This window comes from Nocardioides sp. Soil777 (assembly GCF_001428425.1).
Lineage (GTDB): Bacteria > Actinomycetota > Actinomycetes > Propionibacteriales > Nocardioidaceae > Nocardioides > Nocardioides terrigena.
The window spans coordinates 226,565-247,847 of the sequence record NZ_LMSN01000015.1 but is presented as its reverse complement, the minus strand read 5'-3'; the positions used below and the strand labels follow the sequence as shown (position 1 = coordinate 247,847).

The window sequence follows — 21,283 nt, the reverse complement described above, 5'->3', positions numbered from 1 at the left end:
GACCCAGCCATGCTGTCGGACATCGAGATCGCCAACGCCGCCACCCTGCAACCGATCCGGGACGTGGCCGCCGCCACCCTGGGGATCTCCGAGGAGCACCTGGTGCCCTACGGCCACCACAAGGCCAAGGTCGACCTGGCCCACCTCGCCTCGCTGGCCGACCGCCCCCTCGGGCGGCTGGTCCTGGTCACCGCGCTGTCCCCCACCCCGCCCGGCGAGGGCAAGACCACCACCACGGTGGGCCTGACCGACGCGCTGCACGGCCTCGGCCACCGGACCGTCGCCTGCCTGCGCGAGCCGTCGATGGGCCCGGTCTTCGGCATGAAGGGCGGCGCGGCCGGCGGCGGCTACAGCCAGGTCGTGCCGATGACGGAGATCAACCTGCACTTCACCGGCGACTTCGCGGCGATCGCGGCCGCCAACAACCTACTGGCCGCCCTCATCGACAACCACGTGCACCACGGCAACGAGCTCGACATCGACGTCCGCAGCGTCACCTGGAAGCGGGTCCTGGACACCAACGACCGCGCCCTGCGCGAGGTGACCGTGGGGCTCGGCGGCCACGCCAACGGCTTCCCCCGCGAGGACGGCTTCGACATCGTGGTGGCCTCGGAGCTGATGGCGATCTTCTGCCTCACCGAGTCCTGGGCCGACCTCAAGCGGCGGATCGGCGACATCGTCATCGGCTACACCCGGACGATGGCGCCGGTGACGGCCCGCGAGCTCGGTGCCGACGGGGCGATGGCCGTGCTGCTGCGCGACGCGCTCGCGCCCAACCTGGTGCAGACCCTGGAGGGCGCGCCGGCCTTCGTGCACGGCGGTCCCTTCGCCAACATCGCGCACGGGTGCAGCTCGGTGATGGCCACCCGCGCCGGGCTGCGGCTGGCCGACATCGTCGTGACCGAGGCCGGCTTCGGCGCCGACCTCGGTGCCGAGAAGTTCGTCGACATCAAGTGCCGCAAGTCCGGGCTGCGGCCCGACGTCGCGGTCGTCGTGGCCACCGTGCGTGCCCTGAAGTACCACGGCGGCGTCGCCCTGGCCGACCTCGGCACCGAGGACGTCGCCGCGGTCGAGGCCGGCATGGTCAACCTGCGTCGGCACCTCGACAACATCCGCGGCGTCTACGGCATCCCCTGCGTCGTCGCGGTCAACCGCTTCCCCACCGACACCGACGCCGAGGTGGCGAAGGTCGTCGAGCTCGTCGCCGCCGAGGGCGTGCAGGCCTACCCGGCCACCCACTTCGCGGACGGTGGCGTCGGGGCCCACGACCTCGCCAAGGGCGTGCTCGCGACCTTCGACGAGCCCTCGCCGTACGACTTCTCCTTCACCTACGAGGACGACCTCTCGCTCACCGCCAAGGTCGAGGCGATCGCCACCCGGCTGTACGGCGCGGGGCAGGTCACGTGGGAGGCGAAGGCCCGTCGGCGGCTCCAGCGCATCGAGCGCGACGGGTACGGCGCGCTTCCGGTGTGCGTCGCCAAGACGCAGTACTCGTTCTCCACCGACCCCACCTCGCTCGGCGCCCCCTCGGGCCACGAGCTGCACGTGCGCGAGGTCCGCCTCTCCGCGGGCGCCGGGTTCGTCGTGGTGGTGTGCGGCGACATGATGACGATGCCCGGGCTGCCCCGCGACCCGTCGGCATCGCGCATCGACCTCGCCGACGACGGGACGATCAGCGGCCTGTCGTAGTGCCCGTCAGTCGCCGAGCTCGCGCCGGCGGCGGACGACGTACTCCTCGAGCTCCTGGCGGATCGCGTCGTCCAGCGGCGGCTGCTCGTAGTCGTCGAGCTTCTTCCGGTAGATCTCGGTGGCCCGGGCGTTGGCGTCGTGGCCGCCGTTGCGCATCCACTTCTCGTAGTTGTCCGAGGAGGAGAGCATCGGGCGGTAGAAGCAGGTGCGGAAGCGCTCCATGGTGTGCATCGCCCCGAGGAAGTGCCCGCCGTGGCCGACCTCCTCGTGGGCGCCGAAGGCCATCGAGGCCTCGTCGATCTCCAGCGGGGTGAACTCGTGGCGCAGCATCTGCAGGAGCTCGACGTCGACGATGAACTTCTCGTAGCCCGCCACCAGGCCGCCCTCGAGCCAGCCGGCCGAGTGCATCACCCAGTTGGCGCCGGCCAGGAAGGTCGGCATCAGGGTCATCAGCGCCTCGTAGCCCGCCTGGGCGTCGGCCACCTGCGATGACGTCAGCCCGCCGCCGGTGCGGAACGGCAGCCCGAAGTGCCGGGCGATCTGGCCGGTGCAGAGCAGGCCGATCCCCGACTCGGGGGTGCCGAAGGTCGGCGAGCCGGACTGCATGTCGATGTTGGAGAGGAACGACCCGAAGATCACCGGCGTCCCGGGCCGGATCAGCTGGGAGAGCGCGATGCCGGAGAGGGCCTCGACGATCTGCTGGACCAGCGCGGCCGGGATGGTCACCGGCGACATGGCGCCCATCAGGATGAACGGGGTGAGCACGACCGGCTGGCCGGCCGCGGAGTACTCGAACTGGGCCTCCAGCATCCGGTCGTCCCAGCGCAGCGGCGAGTTGCAGTTGATCAGCGAGATCGTCGCCGGCGTCTCCTCGATCGCCTCGCGGGAGCCGAAGAGGATCGAGGTCATGGCCAGGGTGTCGGCGGCGTTGACCCCCGACACGACGTTGCCCATGTAGACCTTGTCGGTCAGCGTCTGGAGGGCGTAGGTCATGTCGAGGTGGCGGCTGTCGAGCGGGGTGTCGTTGGGCTCGCAGATGATGCCGCCCGCGGAGTCGAGCACGGGGAACGACTGGGCCAGCTTGGTGAAGCTGGTGAAGTCGTCCATCGTCGCGTCACGGCGTACGTCGCCCTGCCGCACGAAGGGCGGCCCGTAGACCGCGCCGAAGGCCATCGAGTCACCGCCGATGTGGATGTCGTGCTCGTGGTTGCGGGCCTGCACGTCGAACTCCCGCGGCGCCTTGGCGACCTGCGCGAGCACGAAGTCGGGGTCGAGGAAGACCGTGTGGCCCTCGACCCGCTGTCCCGCCTTGCGGAACAGCTCGAGTGCCCGCTCGTCCATGAACTCGACGCCGATCTCGGTCATCAGCTTGCGCCAGCCCTTGTCGAGCATCGCCATGGCGTCCTGGGACAGCACCTCGTAGCGCGGCATCGTGTTGCGGAACACGGGTCCTCCTGGGTGTCGACGGGCCGGCCCGTCGGTGGACCGGTGCTTGACCGGACCGCGCGGCGGCTCCTAACCTCATGATGTGGAACCACGGTTCCACATCATGGAACCCATGGGAACCCCCCGACGCAAGGAGTCCGCGTGAGCGAGCCGGCAGCGAGCGGCGGTGCCAGCGGCACGCGCGCCGTGGACCGCGCCGCCGACCTGGTGGCCACGGTCGTCCGCGCCGACGAGCCGCTCACCTTCGCCGAGCTCCAGGACGCCAGCGGGCTGGCCAAGTCGACGACCTCGCGCATGCTCACCGCGCTGGAGCGGTCCGGGCTCCTCGAGCGCGACGCCGCGGGTTCCTACGTCGCCGGTCGGCTCTTCTGGCTGTACGCCGCGCGCCACGACCCGTGGGACGAGCTGGTCCGCCTGGCCCGCCCGGCCATGGAGGCCATCGGCGAGGACACCGGCGAGACGGTGCACCTGAGCGTGACCCGCGGCGACCGCGTCGTGCAGGTCGCCCAGGTCGACTCGACGTACCTCCTCGGCACGAGGGACTGGACCGAGGTCGACGTGCCGGCCCACTGCTCCGCGCTGGGCAAGGTGTTCCTCGCCTGGGGCGCGCTCGCGCCCCCCGGTGCGGGTCTCGAGCGCCTGACCCCGCACACGATCACCGGCCCCGAGGCCCTGCGGCGCGAGGGCGTCCGCACCCGCGAGCGGGGCTGGGCCCTCACCGCCGACGAGCTCGAGATCGGCCTCACCGGCCTCGCCGTCCCGGTCTTCGGGGTGCACGGCGACGTGGTCGCGGCGCTCGGCATCTCCGGGCCCACCCCCCGACTCGGCGACCGGCTCGACGAGCTCGGTCCGCGGCTGCTGGAGCACGCCACCCGGCTCTCCAGCCTGCTGCGCGGCAGCACCCACGGCACGCACACCCGGGCAGCACACAAGGAGGAGGTGGTCGCATGACTCCGGAGGAGATCCTGCAAGCCCTGTACGACGAGACCCTGGTGGGCAACGCCCCGCGGGTCCTCGAGCTCACCAACGAGGGCCTCGGCCTCGACATGGAGCCGCAGACCCTGCTCTTCGACGCCCTGATCCCGTCCCTGGAGGAGGTGGGCGCCCGCTTCGAGCGTGGCGACTTCTTCGTGCCCGAGATGTTGATCGCCGGCCGCGCGATGGCCGGGGCGATGGAGCGGCTGCGCCCGCTGCTGGCCGAGACCGGCGTGCAGACCATCGGCAAGTTCCTGATGGGCACCGTCAAGGGTGACGTCCACGACATCGGCAAGAACCTCGTCAACATCATGCTGGAGGGCGCCGGCTTCGAGGTGATCGACCTCGGCGTGCAGGTGGCCCCGGAGAAGTTCGTGGAGGCCATCGACCTGCACCAGCCCGACATCGTCGGCTTCTCGGCCTTCCTCACCACCACGATGCCGATGTTCAAGGCCAACATGAACGCCCTCGAGAAGGCCGGGATCCGCGACAGCGTGATCGTCATGGTGGGCGGTGCGCCCGTCACCCAGGAGTACGCCGACGCGGTCGGCGCCGACGGCTATGCCGCCGACGCCTCACAGACGGTCAAGCGGGCCAAGAAGCTGCTCGACGAGAAGCGCTCGAAGGTGCTTGCCTGATGGCCGCTCCCCGGCTCGAGACGGTCCTCCGATCCGCCACCCAGCAGGTCGTCATCGGCCACGACACCCGCTTCTGCCTCATCGGCGAGCGGATCAACCCGACCGGTCGCCGGATCTTCCAGGACCAGCTCCGCGCGGGCGACCTCTCGGCGATCGAGCGCGACGTCAAGGCCCAGGTCGAGGGCGGGGCCGACGTCCTCGACGTCAACATGGGCGTCCCCCTCACCGACGAGGCCGACCTGTTGGCCCGGGCCATCACCCTGGTCCAGCAGCTCAGCGACAAGCCGATCTGCATCGACTCCTCCGTGGTCGAGGCGCTGGAGGCCGGCCTGTCGGTCTACCAGGGCCGCGCCCTGGTCAACTCGATCACCGCCGAGGACGAGCGGATGGAGCAGATCCTCCCGCTGGTCAAGAAGTACGACGCCGCGGTCATCGCGCTGCCCAACGACGCCGACGAGATCCCGATGGAGGTGGAGAAGCGCATCGTGCTGACCCGCAAGATCATCGAGGTCGCCACCAAGGAGTACGGCATCGCGGCCGCCGACATCGTCATCGACCCGTTGGCCATGCCGATCGGCGCCGACCAGGAGGTCGTCAACACCACGCTGGAGACGATGCGCCGCATCCGCGACGAGTTCGGCGTCAACATGACCTGCGGGGCGTCCAACGTCTCCTTCGGGATGCCCGCCCGGCACAGCCTCGGAGCGGCGTTCCTCCCCATGGCCATGACCGCCGGCCTCACCTCCGCGATCATGGACACCCGCACCCCGCAGATCGTCGAGGCCGTCAAGGCCGCCGATCTGCTGCTGGGCCACGACGAGTGGGGCGGCAGCTGGATCGCCGCCCACCGCGCGCGGCAGGCGAGGGAAGCCGCAGCGGCCCAGTGAGGGGAGCCCGGTGAGCACCCCGGACGGGCCCGACTTCACCCTCGGGGACGTGGCCCGCGAGGGCCTGATCGAGCGCCCGGGGACCGACCCGGTGCCCCACGACGGCACCGGCCGGGTGGACCTCGCCTTCACGGTCCACACACTGGCCGAGGACGGTGCCGCGGTGCCGCCGACCCAGCGCGGCGTACGCGTGCCCCCCGGGGTGACGGTCTTCGACGCCGCCTCGTGGAACGGCATCGCCATCGACTCCACCTGCGGCGGCCACGGCACCTGCCACAAGTGCAAGGTGCGGGTGGAGGGCGGGGACGTGCCCGTCACCCGCCACGACGTGCGCACGTTCACCTCCGGCCAGCTCGCCGAGGGCTGGCGGCTCGGCTGCCTCGTGCACGCCACCCGCGACCTGACCGTCGAGGTGCCGCCGCTCACCACGCGACCCAAGGCCGCCACGGTCGGCATCGGGCGACAGGTGATCCTGCGTCCCGCCATCCAGAAGCGGTACGTCGAGCTGGCCGAGGCCACTTTGTCGGACCAGCGCACCGACCTGGCCCGGCTGACCGACGCCATCGACGACCTCGAGCTCACCGCCGACCTGCACGTCCTGAGGCGCCTCGCCACCGTGCTGCGCGAGGCGGACTTCAAGGTGACCGCGGTGGTCATCGACGAGGACCTCATCGACGTGGAGCCCGGCGACACCACGTCCGACCGCTACGCGATCGCCTTCGACCTCGGCACCACCACCGTGGTCGGCACCCTGCTCGACGTCGGGACCGGCACGCCGCTCGCGGTCGCGTCCACGCTCAACCGGCAGCAGCCGTTCGGCGGCGACGTGATCACCCGGATCAGCGCGACCATGATGGACAAGGAGGCACTGGGCCGGCTCCAGTCCGCCGCCGCGGCCACACTGGCCGACCTCGCCTCCCGGGTGTGCCGCGAGGCGGGCATCGACCCCGGGCACGTCTACGAGGTCGCGATCGCCGGCAACGCCACCATGACCGCCCTCGCCCTGGGCATCGACCCCGAGCCGCTGGGGGTCGCCCCCTTCGTCATGTCGTCGGCCCAGCCGCCCTCGGTCCTCGCCACCGACGTCGGGCTGTCCCTGCACCCGCGGGCCCGGGCCTACTTCTTCCCCGCCCTGGGGGCGTACGTCGGCGGCGACATCGTCGCGGGCATGCTCGCGACCGGCATGGACCGCGACAAGCGGACCCGGCTCTTCATCGACGTCGGCACCAACTGCGAGATCGTGCTCAGCGACGGCGAGACCATCCTGTCCACCGCGGCCCCGGCCGGCCCCGCCTTCGAGGGCGGGGCGATCCGGTGCGGCATGCGGGCCGCCGACGGCGCCATCGAGGTCATCAAGGTCGACCCGCACGCCACCGGCGACGACCCGGCGGTCACGCTGGGCGTCATCGGCGACGTCGAGCCCCGCGGGCTGTGCGGCTCCGGCCTCGTCGACGCGGTGGCCGAGCTGGTGCGGGTCGGGCTGCTCGACTCCTCGGGCCGGCTGGTGCCGGACGAGGCGGCCCACGACATCGCGCCCGCCCTGGCTGACCGGATGTCCCGCATCGGCGAGGAGCGGGTCTTCCTGCTGCACCGACCCACGCCGGACACCGACCCGGCCGAGTGCGTCTACCTGTCGCAGCGCGACGTCCGAGAGCTCCAGTTCGCCAAGGCCGCCATCTCGACGGGGTGGTCGCTGCTGCTCGAGCAGCTCGGCCTCGAGCACCGCGACGTCCAGCAGGTGCTCCTGGCCGGCTCGTTCGGCAGCTACCTCTCCCCCGCCTCGGCGGTGCGCATCGGCCTCGTGCCCCAGCTCCCGGTGCTGCGCATCGTGGCCGCCGGCAACGTCGCCGGGGAGGGCGCCAAGATGGCCCTGCTGTCGGTGCGCGAGCGCGCCGGCGCACTCGCCCTGCTGGAGGAGGTGACGTATGTCGAGCTCTCCGACCGTCCCGACTTCAACGACGCCTTCGTCGAGCAGCTCGCGTTCCACTCCTGAGCGGGCCGACCGGGTCGCGCTGGTCGCCTGCGGCGCCCTCGCCCAGCCGGCCGCCGCCGTGGTGGCCCGCCGCGGGTGGCCGGTCGACGTGCACCGGCTGCCCCCGTTGCTGCACAACCACCCGGAGCGGATCGCCGACGAGGTCCGCGCCCTCGCGCAGCGCCTCGCGCCGTCGTACGCACGGGTCGTGATCGGGTACGCCGACTGCGGGACCTACGGCGCGCTCGACGAGGTCTGCCGCGACCTGGGCCTGGCCCGGCTGCCGGGACTGCACTGCTACGACGTGTACGCCGGCGCGTCCCGGCTCGAGCGCTTCTTCGACGAGCAGCCCGGCACCTACCTCCTGACCGACTTCCTCGCCCGGTCCTTCGCCCGCACCGTGCTCCAGGAGCTCGGCCTCGACCGCTACCCGGAGCTGCGGGACACCTACTTCGGCCACTACACGCGGATGGTGTGGCTGGCCCAGGACCCCGACGACGAGCTGCGGGACCTGGCCGCGCAGGCAGCGGCGAGCATCGGCCTGCCCCTCACCGTCGTCGAGACCGGCGACCACGGGCTCGAGCACGCGCTGGCCGCCCTCCTCCCGGGGTAGTCCGTGACGGACGGACCCCTGGTCCCGCGATTCCGGGGTCCGTTCGTCACGGACTACCCCGGCGAGGGGGGTGCGAGATCAGCGGGACAGGCTGTCGAGCAGCTCGACGCGCCAGGCCTCGGTCTCGGCGATCTGGTTGAACGTGAAGACGTGCAGGCCCTCGACCAGCGCACCGGGCTCGCCGAGCGCCGGGGCGCACTTCTCCAGGAACGTCTCGCCCGTGAAGCCACCCGGTGCGGCGAGCCGGGCGAAGAGCCCCTTGTTCTTGGCGAGGAACTTCGTCGACTCCCCCACCCCGATCCTGGTCGCCATGGTGAGCAGCTTGGTCCGCTCGACGGGCCCCGGGACCCCCAGCAGCAGCGGCATCTCGACCCCGCGGGCCCGGAGCCGGTGCAGCCAGTCGCGCACCACCGATGCGTCGAAGGTGAGGTTGCTGACGATGTGCGTCGCGTGCCGGCGCTTGTCCCACATCGACTGCACGGTGAGATCGTCGTGGATGGACGGGTGCGACTCCGGGTAGCCGGTGATCCCGACGTGGGAGAAGGGTCGCCCGAGCAGGGCCAGGTCCTCGAGCAGCGCCAGCGCGTCGAGGTAGTCGCCCGCCGGCTCGGCGTCGCCGCCCGGCACGAACACCCGCGAGATCCCCTTGCCGGTGAGCCGGTCGACGATCTCCTCGAGCTCCGAGCGGCCGGCGACCATCCTGGCAGCGAGGTGCGGGACCACGGCATACCCGTGACCCGCCAGCCGTTCGGCGAGGTCGAGCGTGGCCTCGAGGCCCTTGCCCGGCGATGCGGTGACGGTGACGGCCACCTCCCGCGGGACGTGCGCGAGCACCTTGTCCTCGGTCGAGGCCGTGGGCAGCACCTCGTAGCGTGCGTGGCGGAGCAGCCGGGTCATCGTCTCGGCGGTTCGCTTGTTGCGCATGAGGCAACTCATTTCGTGATGCGCATCAGACGTCGCTCACTCTAGCCGCTCCCCCGGGCCCGGTACAGGGGTCCGCACACCCCGGGAAATGCCTCAGGGCGGCCACCCGGAGGTGACCGCCCTGGGGACGGATGCGATCAGTGACCGCGGGTGGGTGTCGGTCAGACCGGCACCCGAGGAGTCACTTGACGGTGACCTTGGCGCCGGCGGCCTCGAGGGCCTCCTTCGCCTTCTCAGCGGCGTCCTTGGTGGCCTTCTCGAGGACGGGCTTGGGAGCACCCTCCACGAGGTCCTTGGCCTCCTTCAGTCCGAGGGAGGTCAGGGCGCGCACCTCCTTGATGACGTTGATCTTCTTGTCGCCGGCAGCCTCGAGGATGACGTCGAACTCGTCCTGCTCGGCAGCGTCGTCGGCGGCGGCGCCGCCGGCAGCGGCACCCGGGGCAGCGGCAACGGCGACCGGAGCGGCGGCGGTGACGCCGAAGGTCTCCTCGAACTGCTTCACGAACTCGCTCAGCTCAATGAGGGTCATCTCCTTGAACGCGTCGAGCAGCTCGTCGGTGGTGAGCTTCGCCATGATGGCGTTTCCTTCCGTTCTTGGACCGGGGAGGTCTCCCTCGGTCCGTGGGTTTCAGGTGGTGTACGTCGGCCTTGCGACCCGGCTTGCGCCGTACCGATCAGGCGTCGGTGGACTCGGTGGCCTCAGCAGCCTCGGCGTCGGTGGCCTCGGCGGCGGGCGCCTCGGTCTCCTCGGCAGGGGCGGCCTCGTCGGCAACCGGAGCGTCCTCGGCAGCGGCCGGCGTACCGGCACCACCTGCGAGGATCGAGGGGTCCTCCTGCGCCTTCGCCTCCAGGGCGCCGGCGAGCCGGGCAGCCTGGGCGAGCGGGGCGTTGAGGAGGTAGACAGCCTGGGAGAGCGACGCGAGCATTCCGCCCGCGAGCTTGCCCAGCAGCACCTCACGCGACTCGAGGTCAGCCAGCTTGGCGACCTCGGCAGCGTCGAGGGACTTGCCGTCCAGGACACCGCCCTTGATGACAAGAGCGGGGTTTGCCTTGGCAAAGTCACGCAGACCCTTGGCGGCCTCGACCACGTCTCCATTGATGAAGGCGATGGCAGTGGGGCCGGTCAACAGGTCGTCGAAGCCTTCGATTCCCACCTCGGTGGCGGCAATCTTGGCAAGCGTGTTCTTGACCACGGCGTAGTTGGCGTTCTCGCCGAGGGAGCGCCGCAGGTCCTGCAGCTGCTTCACGGTGAGACCGCGGTACTCGGTCAGCACAGCGCCGGCGGACTCGTTGAACGACTCAACGATCTCCGCAACGGCGGCAGTCTTCTCTGGCCGCGCCATGGGTCTCCTTCCGGACGTAGACCCCGGGTCCGGCCCACACATGACGAACGCCCCGAGCACAGGCTCAGGGCGTGATCCACGGGGGACTTGCTCTGCACCTGCGCTGGACGTCCGCTGTTGCGGAACCTTCGATCTCGGGGCTGATGCCCGTCGACAACCGGCGGTCTCTGGTTTCAGTGGGTCACACTACGGCGGCGGGACCGACCGGACAAATCGCCGAACGCCCACGCGGGAGCCGTCGAGTTGGTTCCATGATCGGGTGAACGACGAACTCAGCACCATCGGCGCGACCCTGACCCTCACCGAGGACCGGATGCGGGGCGGTCGCCACACCTCGGAGCGGTTGTGGCCCACCGGCTTCGACGGCCTCGACCCCGTCATCGGCGGCGGCCTGCGCCAGGGCTCCCTGGTGCTGCTGGCCGGCGCCCAGGGACTGGGCAAGACGACCTTCGCGGTGCAGGTGTGCCGCACCGTCGCGCGCAGCGGTCGCCCCGTCCTCTACTTCTCCTACGAGCACGACGCCGAGGACCTGGTCCTCAAGCTGATGGCCATGGAGGCCGGGGAGCGCGACGACGCCCACCAGGTCCGGCTGACCGCGTTCCGCGAGGCGTTCGACGCCACCGACACCGGACCGATCGAGGAGCGGCTGGCCGGCGTCCCCGGGGCCCTGCGCGCCCTGGCCGAGGTCCGGGCGTACGCCGAGCGGTTGTTCGTGCACCGCTCGACCGGCAGCCGCACGGACCTCGCCGCCATCCGGGCCCGCATCGACGAGGTCCACGAGGCCACCGGCACGGTGCCGCTGGTGGTGGTGGACTACCTGCAGAAGGTGCTGGTCCCCGGCGGACCGGCAGACGAGGTCGAGCGGAGCACCGCCATCGTCGAGGGCCTCAAGGACCTCGCGATCGACATCTCGGCGCCGGTCCTGGCCGTCGTCGCGGCCGAGAAGGAGGCCCTGCGCTCCGGGACCCGGATGCGCACCCACCACCTGCGCGGCTCCTCGGCCCTGGCCTACGAGGCCGACGTCATCCTGGTGCTGAGCAACAAGTTCGACGTGGTCGCCCGGCACCACCTCACCTACGACCTCGGCAACGCCGAGCGCTTCCGCCAGTGGGCGGTGCTGAGCGTCGAGAAGAACCGCTTCGGCCGCGACGGGGTCGACCTGGAGTACCGCAAGCGCTTCGAGCAGGGTCGCTTCGAGTCCGAGGGGCGTGAGGTCGCCGAGCAGCTGATCGACGACCGCATCTTCACCGAGTAGGGGGTAGGCCGACCCTCACATGCCCGGCAGGTCGTCGGAGACCTCGGACGCGGGGGGCGCCTCGATGGTCACGTCGGTGCCGTAGTCGGAGTAGGTGCCCTCCGTCGTGCTGGAGCTGGCCTGGCCGCCGGCCATGGCAGGCACCTCGAGCTCCTGGCGGAACTTGCGCGGCAGGTTGTCGGCGTCGACCCACATCTCCACCGCGATGTCCTTCGGCATCGCGGACGACATCTGGGTCGGGATCTCCATCGCCTCGGCGTAGGCCGCGGTGTCCATGACGACGCGGTAGTGGTTGGTCTCGACGCCGTCGACCTCCTCGGTGCCGAGGAGCTCGAACTCCTTCGGCTCCTCCATCGCCTTGAACATCAGCGCGGGGTCGGTGGACTTGCCGAGCATGCCGAAGATGCTGTTGGGGTCGCTCATGTCGATCTTGAGCCACTTCTTGTCGCCGAGGTCCATGCCCATCCCCGCGCCGGTCAGGTAGAGGACCTTGTCGAGCATGATCATCTCGAGGCCGTCCGCGCCCTGGCCGCTCCCGGTGGCCTCCATGTCGATGCCGCCGTCGTCGTACCGCATGACGCCCTGCATGTCCATGGCGCCCGCGCCGGCGCTGTCGGTGCTGGTGCTGATCGAGAAGGCGAAGGTCTCGGCCTCCTGGAGCGCCCCCATCACGGCGGGGTAGAACTCGGCGGGCTCGAGCTCCTCGAGGTCACCCGACGACTCGCTCGACTCGCTGGACTCCTCCGCCGACGGCTCCTCGATCGACTCGCCGGTGTCGGTGCCGGTGGACGCCTCGGACCCGCTGTCGCCACCGCACGCGGCGGTGGTGAGGGCGAGGGTCGTCAGCAGGGCGGCGACGCCGAGGCGGCGGGAGAGGGTGGGGCGGGCCATGGCGGGCTCCTTCGTCGGTGGTCGTGCCGGACGTCCACCCGGCCGTCCCCGTGACTGGCCCGGCGTGGCGACACCCGCACGCCCTCTCATCCTCCCACCCGCCCCCAGGACGCGACGACGCCCCGGCCATCTCGAGGATGACCGGGGCGTCGGTGGAGCGGATCAGGCTGTCAGGCCTGGGCCTCGTCCTCAGCCGCGACGTTCTTGGTGCGGTTGGGGTCGACCTGGACACCGGGGCCCATGGTCGTGGAGACGGTGACCTTCTTGATGTAGCGACCCTTGGAGCTGGCCGGCTTGAGACGCAGCACCTCCTCGAGGGCGGCGGCGTAGTTCTCGGCCAGCTGGGCCTCGGAGAAGGACGCCTTGCCGATGATGAAGTGCAGGTTGGCGTGGCGGTCGACGCGGAACTCGATCTTGCCGCCCTTGATGTCCGAGACGGCCTTGGCGACGTCGGGGGTCACCGTGCCGGTCTTCGGGTTGGGCATCAGGGAGCGGGGGCCGAGGACGCGGCCGAGGCGACCGACCTTGCCCATCATGTCGGGCGTCGCGACGACGGCGTCGAAGTCGAGCCAGCCGCCGTTGACCTTCTCGATGAGCTCGTCGCCACCGACGAAGTCGGCGCCGGCCTCACGGGCGGCCTCGGCCTTGTCGGCGTTGGCGAACACGAGGACGCGGGCGGTCTTGCCGGTGCCGTGCGGGAGGAGCACGGTGCCGCGGACCATCTGGTCGGCCTTGCGCGGGTCGACGCCCAGGCGCATGACGACGTCGAGGGTCTCGTCGAACTTCTTCTTGGAGCCGGCCTTGGCGAGCTTGATGGCGGCCAGCGGAGCGTAGAGCTCGTCCTGGTCGATCGTCTCGGCCGCTGCGCGGTAGGTCTTGCTGCGCTGCATGTCTGTCTCTTTTCGTCAGTTGTGGTCAGTGGACCAGCGCGGTCCTGCCACGGGGTGTCGGCGTGAGCCGGATGTCCGTCGGTGGCGCCGCGGGTGCGGCACCGTCCGGGGTGATCAGTCGGTGGTGATACCCATGGAGCGGGCGGTGCCCTCGACGATCTTCATCGCGGCGTCGATGTCGTTGGCGTTCAGGTCGGGGAGCTTGGTCTGCGCGATCTCGCGGACCTGGTCCTTGCTCAGCTTGCCGACCTTCTCCTTGTGCGGGACGCCGGAGCCCTTCTTGAGGCCGGCGGCCTTCTTGATGAGCTCGGCGGCCGGAGGCGTCTTGGTGATGAAGTCGAACGAGCGGTCCTCGTAGATCGTGATCTCGACGGGGATCACGTTGCCGCGCATCGACTCGGTCTGCGCGTTGTAGGCCTTGCAGAAGTCCATGATGTTGACGCCGTGCGGGCCGAGCGCGGTACCGACCGGCGGGGCCGGGGTCGCGGCACCGGCCTGGAGCTGCACCTTGACCAGTGCGGCGATCTTCTTCTTGGGAGGCATTTCGATCCTTGTGAGTTGGTACGTCGTGGTCTTGTCGAGGTCAGGCCGGGGCCGTCGCTCTGCCACCTGGGTGTTGCGGTGGTGCGGTCGTGCGGTGGTGCTGGTGAGCCTCAGACCTTCTGGATCTGGCTGAAGCTCAGCTCGACCGGGGTCTCCCGGCCGAAGATCTCGACGAGGGCCTTGACCCTCTGGGACTCGGCGTTGATCTCGGTGATCGTCGCGTGCAGCGTGGCGAACGGACCGTCGACCACCATGACCGAGTCGGACACGTCGAAGTCGGCGACCTCGACCGGCTTCTTCGCCGCGGCGGCCGCGGCGGGCCTGTCACCGGCGGCAGCAGCAGCCTCGGCCTCGGCGACCGCGACGACGGCCGGGGCGAGCATGTCCTCGACCTCGGTCATGCTCAGCGGCACGGGCTGGTGGCTGTGGCCGACGAAGCCGGTGACCGACGGCGTGTGGCGCACGGCCGACCACGACTCGTCGGTGAGGTCCATGCGGACCAGGACGTAGCCGGGCAGGACGGTGCGGGTGACCATCTTGCGCTGGCCGTTCTTGATCTCGGCGACCTCTTCGGTGGGGACCACGATCTCGTGGATGTAGTCCTCCATGTTGAGGGAGATGATGCGGTTCTCGAGGTTCTGCTTGACCCGCTTCTCCATGCCGGAGTAGGTGTGCACGACGAACCAGTCGCCGGGCTTGGCCCACAGCTCGCGGCGGAACGCCTCGAGCGGGTCGTTCTCGTCGGGCGTCTCGTCGGCGGCCTCGTCCTCGGCCTCGCCATCGGCGACCTCGTCGTCGGTGGGTGCGGGGGTCTCCGCGTCGGTGAGCGCCTCCGTGGTGAGGGACGCGTCGACGGTCTGGACGCCGGACGGCACGGACTCGTCGGTCACCGCGTCGTCGCCGGGGGTGACGTCCTGCGACGCGACCTCGGGGGTCTCGTCGGTGGACGCCTCGGCGTCGTACTGGTCCGGGGAGTCGTTCTGGTCGGACACGTCTTGCTCCGTCACGTCGATGTACTGGTGTCCCGGCCGGATGGAGAGCCGGGGTGGGTGGGGACTGCGTGCCGGACGAACCGGCACCGGGTCACTGGTTGGAGTTGCCCGTGAACAATGCGAAGACGAGCCGGCCGAAGGCCAGGTCGAGCACCGACACGAACGCCATCATCACGATGACGAACACCATCACCACGATGAAGTAGGTCCTCAGCTGCTCCTGCGTCGGCCACACGACCTTGCGGAGCTCGGCGACCACCTGGCGGTAGAAAGTGGTCGGACCCGTGCGCTTGTCGCCACCGCGCGATCCCTCGCGCGGCTCGTGCACAGCCGGAGTGTCCGACACGACCTGCCACCTCATCACTCGTTGATCCGTTGTCCTTGCAGGGCACGAGGGACTTGAACCCCCAACCTTCGGTTTTGGAGACCGATGCTCTGCCAGTTGAGCTAGTGCCCTCCGACGGTCTTCCCCCCGCCGTGCCGCACCCGGTGACGGGCATGGCGAAGCAATGGGGAATCCACCAAACGGGAAGCATACGGGGCCGCCCCCAGCCGCGTCGAACCGGCATCGCTCCGCCTACGATCGCCGCCATGGGTCACGGCGGGGACGACGGCGACAACCCGGCAGACGCACGCCGCGAGGTGCGCGCGCTGCCCAAGGCACACCTGCACCTCCACTTCACCGGGTCGATGCGCCACGGCACGCTGCTCGAGCTGGCCGAGCGCGACGGGATCGCGCTGCCGGACTCGCTGGTCGAGGACTGGCCGCCGCAGCTCTCCGCGGCCGACGAGAAGGGCTGGTTCCGCTTCCAGCGCCTCTACGACGTGGCGCGCTCCGTGCTGCGCACCCCCGACGACGTACGCCGCCTGGTGCGCGAGGCCGCGGAGGACGACGTCGCCGACGGCGGGCGGTGGCTGGAGATCCAGGTCGACCCGAGCGGGTACGCCGCCCGTTTCGGCGGCATCACGGCCTTCACCGACCTGGTGCTCGACTGCGTCCGGGACGCCTCGGAGCGCACCGGCCTGCCGATGGCCGTCGTGATCGCGGCCAACCGCACCCGGCACCCCCTCGACGCCCGCACCCTCGCCCGCCTCGCCGCGCAGTACGCCGGCCGCGGCGTGGTCGGCTTCGGGCTCTCCAACGACGAGCGGCGAGGGGTCACCGGCGACTTCGCGCCGGCCTTCGCGATCGCCGAGCGCGCGGGGCTCCTGCTCGCCCCGCACGGCGGCGAGCTGCGCGGTCCCGACCACATCCGGCTGTGCCTCGACGAGCTGCACGCCGACCGCCTCGGCCACGGCGTCCGGGCGGCCGAGGACCCAGCCCTGCTCGACCGGATCGTGGCGGCCGGGGTGGCGCTCGAGGTCTGCCCCGTCTCCAACGTGGCCCTGGGGGTTTACTCCGACCTCACCTCCGTGCCCCTCCCCCAGCTGATGGCCGCCGGGGCCACCATCGCGCTCGGCGCGGACGACCCGCTGCTCTTCGGCTCCCGGCTCGCCGGCCAGTACGCCACGATGCGCGCCGCCCACGAGCTCACCGACGCCGACCTCGCGGGCCTGGCCCGGTCCTCCTTCGAGGCCTCAAGAGCGCCCGACGACGTACGCCGCGCCGCCCTGGCCGACATCGACGCGTGGCTCGCCGGATCGATCCCCCTCCACGAGGCCGCCGGGGCTGGAAGGATGTCCCCGTGAGCAACCAGGACGAGCCCGGCCAGTCGCCGGAGCCGGAGCACCGCCCCGAGGACTACCTGCAGACCAACCCGGACGGGTCGCAGACGCCGCAGTACCCCGGCCAGGGGTCCGAGCCACCGGCCAACCCCTACGGCGCGGCCGAGACGTCGTCGTACGGCACGCCCCCGACCCACACGCCGTACGGCGAGCCGCCCACCCAGCCCTATGCCGCGCAGCCGCCGGCCTACGGCCAGGACCCCTCCGCGCAGCAGTCGGGTCCCTACGGGCAGCCGGCCCAGCCCGGGCAGTACGGCGGCTACGTGCAGCCGGGCTACGCCGCGCCGCCGCCGCACCCCCAGGCCACCACCGCGCTGGTGCTCGGCCTGGTGTCGCTCATCGGGCTCTTCATCTGCCTCTTCCCTGTCCTCGCGGCGCCGTTCGCGTGGCGCACCGGCGGTCGCGTGGTCAAGGAGATCGACGCGCAGCCCGGTCGCTGGAGCGGGCGCGAGCAGGCCCAGGCCGGCCGGATCATGGGCATCATCGGCACCGTGCTCCTGGTGCTCGGTGTCCTCGCGATCGCCGGCCTGCTGGTCGTGGCGTTCGCGGTGTCCGGGGACGTGAGCACGGGCAACTCGAGCACCACGTTCGAGTCGGACTTCTGAGTCAGAGCTCGCAGCCCACGAGCACCGGCTCGTTGACCAGCCGCACGCCGTACGCCGCCTCGACCCCGTCGCGGACCTCGCGGGCCAGCGCCAGCAGGTCGTCGGCAGTCGCGTCCCCGCGGTTGGTGAGCGCGAGCGTGTGCTTGGTCGACAGGCTCGCGCGACCGCCGCGCAGATCGAGTCCGTAGCCCTTGCCGTAGCCGGCGTGCTCGATGAGCCACGCCGCGCTCGACTTGGTGCGGCCGTCGGGCTGCTCCCAGCGCGGGGCGTCGTCGGGCAGCGCGGCGGCCTGCTCGGGGGTGAGGAACGGGTTGGTGAAGAACGAGCCGGCGCTCCACGTGTCGTGGTCGGCCTCGTCGAGGACCATCCCCTTGCCGGCTCGCAGCCCGAGGACGGCCTCGCGCACGGCGGCCAGCGGGGCGCGGTCGTGGAGGTCGACGCCCAGGGTGCGCGCGAGCTCGGCGTAGGTCACCGGGGCGCCCAGCGAGCCCGTGCGGAGCTGGAGGTCGACCGTCAGCACCACGTGCCGACCCGGATCGGCCTTGAAGCGGGAGTGCCGGTAGCCGAAGTGGCAGTCGGCGGCCGCGAAGGTGCGGACCCCGCGCAGGGTGCGGTCCCAGACGCGCACCGACGCGATGGTCTGGCTGACCTCCTGGCCGTAGGCGCCGACGTTCTGGATAGGCGTCGCACCGACGCTGCCGGGGATGCCGGACAGCGCCTCGAGGCCCACCCAGCCGCGCTCGACGGCGGTGGCCACCAGGTCGTCCCAGCCCTCACCGGCGGCGACGCGCACCACGACCCCGCCGCACACGGCGCCGTCGTCCTCGCTGTCGGGGGCCACCCCGGAGGTGGCGACCTCGACGACCCGGCCGTCGAAGCCCGCGTCGGCCACGACCAGGTTGCTGCCGCCGCCCAGCACGAGGACCGGGGTGCCGGCCGCGTCGGCCTCGGCGACCGCGGCGACGAGCTCCTGCTCGGTGGCGGCGCGCACCCACTCGCGCGCGGGACCGCCCAGGCGCAGCGTGGTGTGGTCGCGGAGCAGCGTGGAAGGCATGGTGGGGGGCCGGGTGGTGCCGTCAGCCACGGACGACGGCCCTGGGCATGCCGAGCACCTTGGTGCCCTCGCAGGTGACCTCGAGCGCCAGCGTCACGAGGCCGTCGGCGACGGTCTTGACGGTGCCGGCCACCACGACCTCGGCCGCCCCCTCCGCGGGCACCACGACGGGCTGGGTGAACTTGCAGCCGAGCTCGACCACCTCGGCGCCGCCGGTCCACTCGTCCACCGCGCGACCGACGAGGCCGAGGGTGAGCATGCCGTGCGCGATGACACCGGGGAGGCCGACGCTGCGCGCGACCTCCTCGTCCTGGTGGATCGGGTTGGGGTCGCCGGCCGCCTCGGCGTAGGCCACCAGGTCGGCGCGGGTGATCGCGAAGGTGCGGGGGCCGAGGGCGTCGCCGGGGTTCATGCGGTCTCCTGCTGTCCGGAGGGGGCGCCACCGGAGTGGACCAGGGTGGCGCGGCCGGTGCACACGAGGGCACCGTCGGCGTCGTTAATCGCACTGCTGGTGCCGATGATGTCGGCACCACCGATCTGGCGGAGGCTCACGACGCTGAGCGTGGCGGTGAGGACGTCGCCGAGGCGCACCGGCCGCTCGTAGGCGAAGCGCTGCTCGCCGTGAACGATCCGGAAGAGGTCGATCTCCTCGGAGGCGAGGAAGGCCTGCATGGCGTCGAAGGCCAGGACGATGGGGTAGGTCGGCGGGACGGCGCCACCGGACGCGTCGAAGGGGGCGCCGAGGGAGGCGGCGAACGCGGCCACGCGCTCCCCGATCACCTCCAGCGGGGCGGTGGGCGGGAACTCTCGCCCCACGAGGGACTGGTCGACTGGCATGACCCGACCCTAAATGACACCGACCCATCGAGCGCTGCTCGACGGGTCGGTGGTGAAGAGGTGGGACCGCTCAGCGGGTCTCGCGGTGCGCGGTGTGCGTGCGGCAGCGCGGGCAGAACTTCTTCAGCTCGATGCGGTCGGGGTCGTTGCGGCGGTTCTTCTTGGTGATGTAGTTCCGCTCCTTGCAATCGACGCACGCGAGCGTGATCTTGGGGCGAACGTCAGAGCTCTTGCTGGCCACGGGAAGTCCTTCGTCGGTGTGCGGTGATGCGGGCTGCGCCTGAGTGGTACCGGTCTGTGGTGGTAGCGGGGGCGGGACTCGAACCCGCGACACCACGATTATGAGCCGTGTGCTCTAACCACCTGAGCTACCCCGCCGCCGGGAGGGGCGACCGCCGAAGTCTACGACGGTGCTCCAACCCAGAGCCCCTTTACGGAATCGAACCGTAGACCTTCTCCTTACCATGGAGACGCTCTGCCGACTGAGCTAAAGGGGCAACAGCGGAAGAGAATACACACGGCTCCGGGGATAGGAGAAATCGGCTCCTCCCGGTGGTCGCGGCCCGCTCATCCGGCCTGGATCCGGGGCCACGGAACGGCCTGCTCGAGCTCGAGCGCCAGCTCCAGGAGACGTGCCTCGCGACCGGCTCCGGCCCCCAGCATCATGCCCTGCGGGAGGCCCTCCGAGGTGGTCGCGAGGGGCAGCGAGATCGCCGGCTCGCCGGTGGCGTTCTGGAGCGGCGTGAACGCCACCCACTCCATCAGGCGGTCCATCACCTGCTCGTAGTCCGCGGTCGGGTCGAGGTGGCCGACCCGCGGGGTGCTGGTCGCGAGCGTCGGCGTCAACGTCACGTCGTACGCCGCGTGGTGGCGCGCCGCGAGGTGCTTGCTGGAGGCCATGGTGGCGATGGCCACCGGCAGCTTGTGCAGGTTGCGCCGGCAGTGCCGGGCCAGGCCGAGCGTGAGGTTGTCGAGCTGGGCGGGGTCCCACGTCGGCCCGAAGGAGCGCCGCCCCGTGCGCACGATCATCATCGCCAGCATCGACCAGTAGAGGACGAAGTGGTCGGCGAAGAAGGCCGGCACCGGGGGGTCGATCTCCTCGACCTGGTGGCCCAGGGACTCGAGCAGCGCCGCGGTCTGCAGGGTCAGCGCGGCCACCTCGGGGCTCGCGTCACGCCCGATGCCGCGGGTGACGACGGCGACCTTGAGGCGACCGCGGCCGGGCCGGGTGATGTCACCGACCGGGGCCAGGCGGGGGTCGCGGTAGACCTTCTCGGCCTCGCGGTAGAACGCCGCGGTGTCGCGCACCGAGCGGGTGAGCACCCCGTCGGAGACGATCCGCACCGGCATCTGCCGCATGGACCTGTCCTGGGCGAGCCGGCCCCGGGTGGGCTTGAGGCCGACCAGCCCGTTGACCGAGGCCGGGATGCGGATGGAGCCGCCGCCGTCGTTGGCGTGCGCGATCGGGACCACGCCGGTGGCGACGAAGGCGGCGGCGCCGGCCGACGAGGCGCCGGCGTAGTGCTCGGGGTTCCAGGGCGTGCGCACCGGCCCGAGCCGGGGGTGGTCCACGGCGCCGCTGAAGCCGAACTCGCTGAGCCGGGTCTTGCCGAGCGCCAGCAGGCCGGTGGCGAAGTACATCCGGGCGAAGTCGCCGTCCGCGGCGGCCGGGCCGGCGACGTACGCGTCGGTGCCGTTCTGGGTCGGCATGCCGGCGACGTCGACGTTGTCCTTGAGGAACGTCGGTACGCCGGAGAAGTAGCCGGGGTGCGGCGAGCGGGCCTCGGCCCGGGCCCGGTCGAACGCCTCGTACGCGAGCGCGCCCAGCTGGTCGTCGACGGCGTGGGCGCGGGCGATCGCGGCCTCGACCACGTCGATGACCGACAGCCCGTCGCGGTAGGCCTCGACGAGGCCGACCGCGTCGAGGTCCTGGAGGTGGTCGTCGCCGAAGGCGTGCACGCGGGGCATGGCGGGCAACCTAGGGGACGCGCGGCCCGGGGGGAA

General features: G+C 71.3%; 23 protein-coding genes and 3 tRNA genes. 9 read left to right on the top strand and 17 right to left on the bottom strand.

The genetic code is table 11. From position 1 onward, the window contains the following. Positions 1-9 precede the first annotated feature (9 nt). Complete coding sequence (locus ASG88_RS11900) at positions 10-1,689, top strand: formate--tetrahydrofolate ligase (RefSeq protein WP_056887629.1); 1,680 nt, start codon at positions 10-12, stop codon at positions 1,687-1,689. 6 nt (positions 1,690-1,695) lie between these two features. On the opposite strand, the gene ASG88_RS11895 is transcribed toward ASG88_RS11900, so the two are convergent. Beyond that, entirely contained in the window at positions 1,696-3,135 is a 1,440-nt protein-coding gene (locus tag ASG88_RS11895; protein WP_056887628.1) for a trimethylamine methyltransferase family protein, read from the bottom strand. 141 nt (positions 3,136-3,276) lie between these two features. Here ASG88_RS11895 and ASG88_RS11890 point away from each other — a divergent pair, with 141 nt between their 5' ends. From ASG88_RS11890 to ASG88_RS11870, 5 genes are read left to right on the top strand one after another with little or no spacing between them, the layout of a single operon-like run. Next, positions 3,277-4,086, top strand: a complete 810-nt coding sequence (locus ASG88_RS11890) for an IclR family transcriptional regulator (protein ID WP_056887627.1) — start codon at positions 3,277-3,279, stop codon at positions 4,084-4,086. After that, positions 4,083-4,748 carry a corrinoid protein gene (locus ASG88_RS11885; RefSeq protein WP_056887626.1) on the top strand — a complete coding sequence of 222 codons (666 nt, stop codon included), beginning with the start codon at positions 4,083-4,085 and terminating at the stop codon, positions 4,746-4,748. Before ASG88_RS11890 ends, ASG88_RS11885 begins: the two co-directional genes overlap by 4 nt. Then, entirely contained in the window at positions 4,748-5,635 is an 888-nt protein-coding gene (locus tag ASG88_RS11880; RefSeq protein ID WP_056887625.1) for a dihydropteroate synthase, read from the top strand. Before ASG88_RS11885 ends, ASG88_RS11880 begins: the two co-directional genes overlap by 1 nt. A 10-nt stretch (positions 5,636-5,645) precedes the next feature. Further along, positions 5,646-7,628, top strand: coding sequence for an ASKHA domain-containing protein (locus tag ASG88_RS11875; RefSeq protein WP_200956422.1), 1,983 nt, complete (start codon positions 5,646-5,648; stop codon positions 7,626-7,628). Beyond that, positions 7,561-8,220: a DUF1638 domain-containing protein gene (locus ASG88_RS11870; protein ID WP_082600322.1), complete on the top strand. Its 660-nt coding sequence runs from the start codon at positions 7,561-7,563 to the stop codon at positions 8,218-8,220. The genes ASG88_RS11875 and ASG88_RS11870 overlap by 68 nt, the downstream gene beginning before the upstream one ends. A gap of 78 nt (positions 8,221-8,298) precedes the next feature. Here ASG88_RS11870 and ASG88_RS11865 read toward each other — a convergent pair whose 3' ends face one another. From ASG88_RS11865 to rplJ, 3 genes are all read right to left on the bottom strand, one after another. Further along, positions 8,299-9,144 (bottom strand): methylenetetrahydrofolate reductase, encoded by an 846-nt coding sequence (locus ASG88_RS11865; protein WP_056887624.1) that lies wholly within the window; start codon positions 9,142-9,144, stop codon positions 8,299-8,301. Between the two features lie 181 nt (positions 9,145-9,325). Further along, positions 9,326-9,718: a 50S ribosomal protein L7/L12 gene (gene rplL, locus ASG88_RS11860; protein WP_056887623.1), complete on the bottom strand. Its 393-nt coding sequence runs from the start codon at positions 9,716-9,718 to the stop codon at positions 9,326-9,328. Positions 9,719-9,818: 100 nt separating this feature from the next. Then, on the bottom strand, positions 9,819-10,487 hold the full coding sequence (gene rplJ / locus ASG88_RS11855; RefSeq protein WP_056887622.1) for a 50S ribosomal protein L10: 669 nt from the start codon (positions 10,485-10,487) through the stop codon (positions 9,819-9,821). Positions 10,488-10,746: 259 nt separating this feature from the next. Between rplJ and ASG88_RS11850 the strand changes: the two genes are divergently transcribed. Next, entirely contained in the window at positions 10,747-11,742 is a 996-nt protein-coding gene (locus ASG88_RS11850; RefSeq protein ID WP_056887621.1) for a DnaB-like helicase C-terminal domain-containing protein, read from the top strand. A 15-nt stretch (positions 11,743-11,757) separates the two neighbouring features. On the opposite strand, the gene ASG88_RS11845 is transcribed toward ASG88_RS11850, so the two are convergent. The 6 genes from ASG88_RS11845 to ASG88_RS11820 all read right to left on the bottom strand — a co-directional run bounded on the left by ASG88_RS11845 (position 11,758) and on the right by ASG88_RS11820 (position 15,515). Next, complete coding sequence (locus tag ASG88_RS11845) at positions 11,758-12,633, bottom strand: hypothetical protein (RefSeq protein ID WP_056887620.1); 876 nt, start codon at positions 12,631-12,633, stop codon at positions 11,758-11,760. A 170-nt stretch (positions 12,634-12,803) separates the two neighbouring features. After that, positions 12,804-13,523 carry a 50S ribosomal protein L1 gene (gene rplA, locus ASG88_RS11840; RefSeq protein WP_056887619.1) on the bottom strand — a complete coding sequence of 240 codons (720 nt, stop codon included), beginning with the start codon at positions 13,521-13,523 and terminating at the stop codon, positions 12,804-12,806. 114 nt (positions 13,524-13,637) lie between these two features. Further along, entirely contained in the window at positions 13,638-14,066 is a 429-nt protein-coding gene (gene rplK / locus ASG88_RS11835) for a 50S ribosomal protein L11 (RefSeq protein ID WP_056887618.1), read from the bottom strand. Between the two features lie 110 nt (positions 14,067-14,176). Continuing rightward, positions 14,177-15,058: a transcription termination/antitermination protein NusG gene (gene nusG / locus ASG88_RS11830; RefSeq protein WP_056887617.1), complete on the bottom strand. Its 882-nt coding sequence runs from the start codon at positions 15,056-15,058 to the stop codon at positions 14,177-14,179. Between the two features lie 91 nt (positions 15,059-15,149). Beyond that, on the bottom strand, positions 15,150-15,404 hold the full coding sequence (gene secE, locus ASG88_RS11825; RefSeq protein WP_162259840.1) for a preprotein translocase subunit SecE: 255 nt from the start codon (positions 15,402-15,404) through the stop codon (positions 15,150-15,152). A 38-nt stretch (positions 15,405-15,442) separates the two neighbouring features. Then, positions 15,443-15,515, bottom strand: a tRNA-Trp gene (locus ASG88_RS11820). 134 nt (positions 15,516-15,649) lie between these two features. On the opposite strand from ASG88_RS11820, the gene ASG88_RS11815 reads away from it, so the two are divergent. Both ASG88_RS11815 and ASG88_RS23520 read left to right on the top strand, forming a co-directional pair. Beyond that, positions 15,650-16,747, top strand: coding sequence for an adenosine deaminase (locus tag ASG88_RS11815; RefSeq protein WP_056887616.1), 1,098 nt, complete (start codon positions 15,650-15,652; stop codon positions 16,745-16,747). After that, positions 16,744-17,388 (top strand): DUF4190 domain-containing protein, encoded by a 645-nt coding sequence (locus tag ASG88_RS23520; RefSeq protein ID WP_200956421.1) that lies wholly within the window; start codon positions 16,744-16,746, stop codon positions 17,386-17,388. Before ASG88_RS11815 ends, ASG88_RS23520 begins: the two co-directional genes overlap by 4 nt. 1 nt (position 17,389) lies before the next feature. Here ASG88_RS23520 and ASG88_RS11805 read toward each other — a convergent pair whose 3' ends face one another. From ASG88_RS11805 to ASG88_RS11775, 7 genes are all read right to left on the bottom strand, one after another. Beyond that, complete coding sequence (locus tag ASG88_RS11805; protein WP_056887852.1) at positions 17,390-18,442, bottom strand: UDP-N-acetylmuramate dehydrogenase; 1,053 nt, start codon at positions 18,440-18,442, stop codon at positions 17,390-17,392. 22 nt (positions 18,443-18,464) lie between these two features. Beyond that, positions 18,465-18,854, bottom strand: coding sequence for a MaoC/PaaZ C-terminal domain-containing protein (locus ASG88_RS11800; protein WP_056887615.1), 390 nt, complete (start codon positions 18,852-18,854; stop codon positions 18,465-18,467). Further along, positions 18,851-19,279 (bottom strand): FAS1-like dehydratase domain-containing protein, encoded by a 429-nt coding sequence (locus ASG88_RS11795; protein ID WP_056887614.1) that lies wholly within the window; start codon positions 19,277-19,279, stop codon positions 18,851-18,853. The genes ASG88_RS11800 and ASG88_RS11795 overlap by 4 nt, the downstream gene beginning before the upstream one ends. 70 nt (positions 19,280-19,349) lie before the next feature. Beyond that, complete coding sequence (rpmG, locus tag ASG88_RS11790) at positions 19,350-19,520, bottom strand: 50S ribosomal protein L33 (RefSeq protein WP_056887613.1); 171 nt, start codon at positions 19,518-19,520, stop codon at positions 19,350-19,352. A gap of 60 nt (positions 19,521-19,580) precedes the next feature. After that, positions 19,581-19,657: transfer RNA gene (locus ASG88_RS11785), tRNA-Met, on the bottom strand. 46 nt (positions 19,658-19,703) lie between these two features. Further along, positions 19,704-19,776: transfer RNA gene (locus ASG88_RS11780), tRNA-Thr, on the bottom strand. A 70-nt stretch (positions 19,777-19,846) separates the two neighbouring features. Further along, complete coding sequence (locus tag ASG88_RS11775) at positions 19,847-21,247, bottom strand: amidase (protein ID WP_056887612.1); 1,401 nt, start codon at positions 21,245-21,247, stop codon at positions 19,847-19,849. Positions 21,248-21,283 lie beyond the last annotated feature (36 nt).

Coding starts and splice junctions, on each gene's coding strand:
- ASG88_RS11900 (WP_056887629.1), top strand. CDS start 10: ATGCTGTCGGACATCGAGATCGCCAACGCCGCCACCCTGCAACCGATC.
- ASG88_RS11885 (WP_056887626.1), top strand. CDS start 4,083: ATGACTCCGGAGGAGATCCTGCAAGCCCTGTACGACGAGACCCTGGTG.
- ASG88_RS11880 (WP_056887625.1), top strand. CDS start 4,748: ATGGCCGCTCCCCGGCTCGAGACGGTCCTCCGATCCGCCACCCAGCAG.
- ASG88_RS11870 (WP_082600322.1), top strand. CDS start 7,561: ATGTCGAGCTCTCCGACCGTCCCGACTTCAACGACGCCTTCGTCGAGC.
- ASG88_RS11865 (WP_056887624.1), bottom strand. CDS start 9,144: ATGCGCAACAAGCGAACCGCCGAGACGATGACCCGGCTGCTCCGCCAC.
- rplL (WP_056887623.1), bottom strand. CDS start 9,718: ATGGCGAAGCTCACCACCGACGAGCTGCTCGACGCGTTCAAGGAGATG.
- rplJ (WP_056887622.1), bottom strand. CDS start 10,487: ATGGCGCGGCCAGAGAAGACTGCCGCCGTTGCGGAGATCGTTGAGTCG.
- ASG88_RS11845 (WP_056887620.1), bottom strand. CDS start 12,633: ATGGCCCGCCCCACCCTCTCCCGCCGCCTCGGCGTCGCCGCCCTGCTG.
- rplA (WP_056887619.1), bottom strand. CDS start 13,523: ATGCAGCGCAGCAAGACCTACCGCGCAGCGGCCGAGACGATCGACCAG.
- rplK (WP_056887618.1), bottom strand. CDS start 14,066: ATGCCTCCCAAGAAGAAGATCGCCGCACTGGTCAAGGTGCAGCTCCAG.
- ASG88_RS11815 (WP_056887616.1), top strand. CDS start 15,650: ATGGGTCACGGCGGGGACGACGGCGACAACCCGGCAGACGCACGCCGC.
- ASG88_RS11805 (WP_056887852.1), bottom strand. CDS start 18,442: ATGCCTTCCACGCTGCTCCGCGACCACACCACGCTGCGCCTGGGCGGT.
- ASG88_RS11800 (WP_056887615.1), bottom strand. CDS start 18,854: ATGAACCCCGGCGACGCCCTCGGCCCCCGCACCTTCGCGATCACCCGC.
- ASG88_RS11795 (WP_056887614.1), bottom strand. CDS start 19,279: ATGCCAGTCGACCAGTCCCTCGTGGGGCGAGAGTTCCCGCCCACCGCC.
- ASG88_RS11775 (WP_056887612.1), bottom strand. CDS start 21,247: ATGCCCCGCGTGCACGCCTTCGGCGACGACCACCTCCAGGACCTCGAC.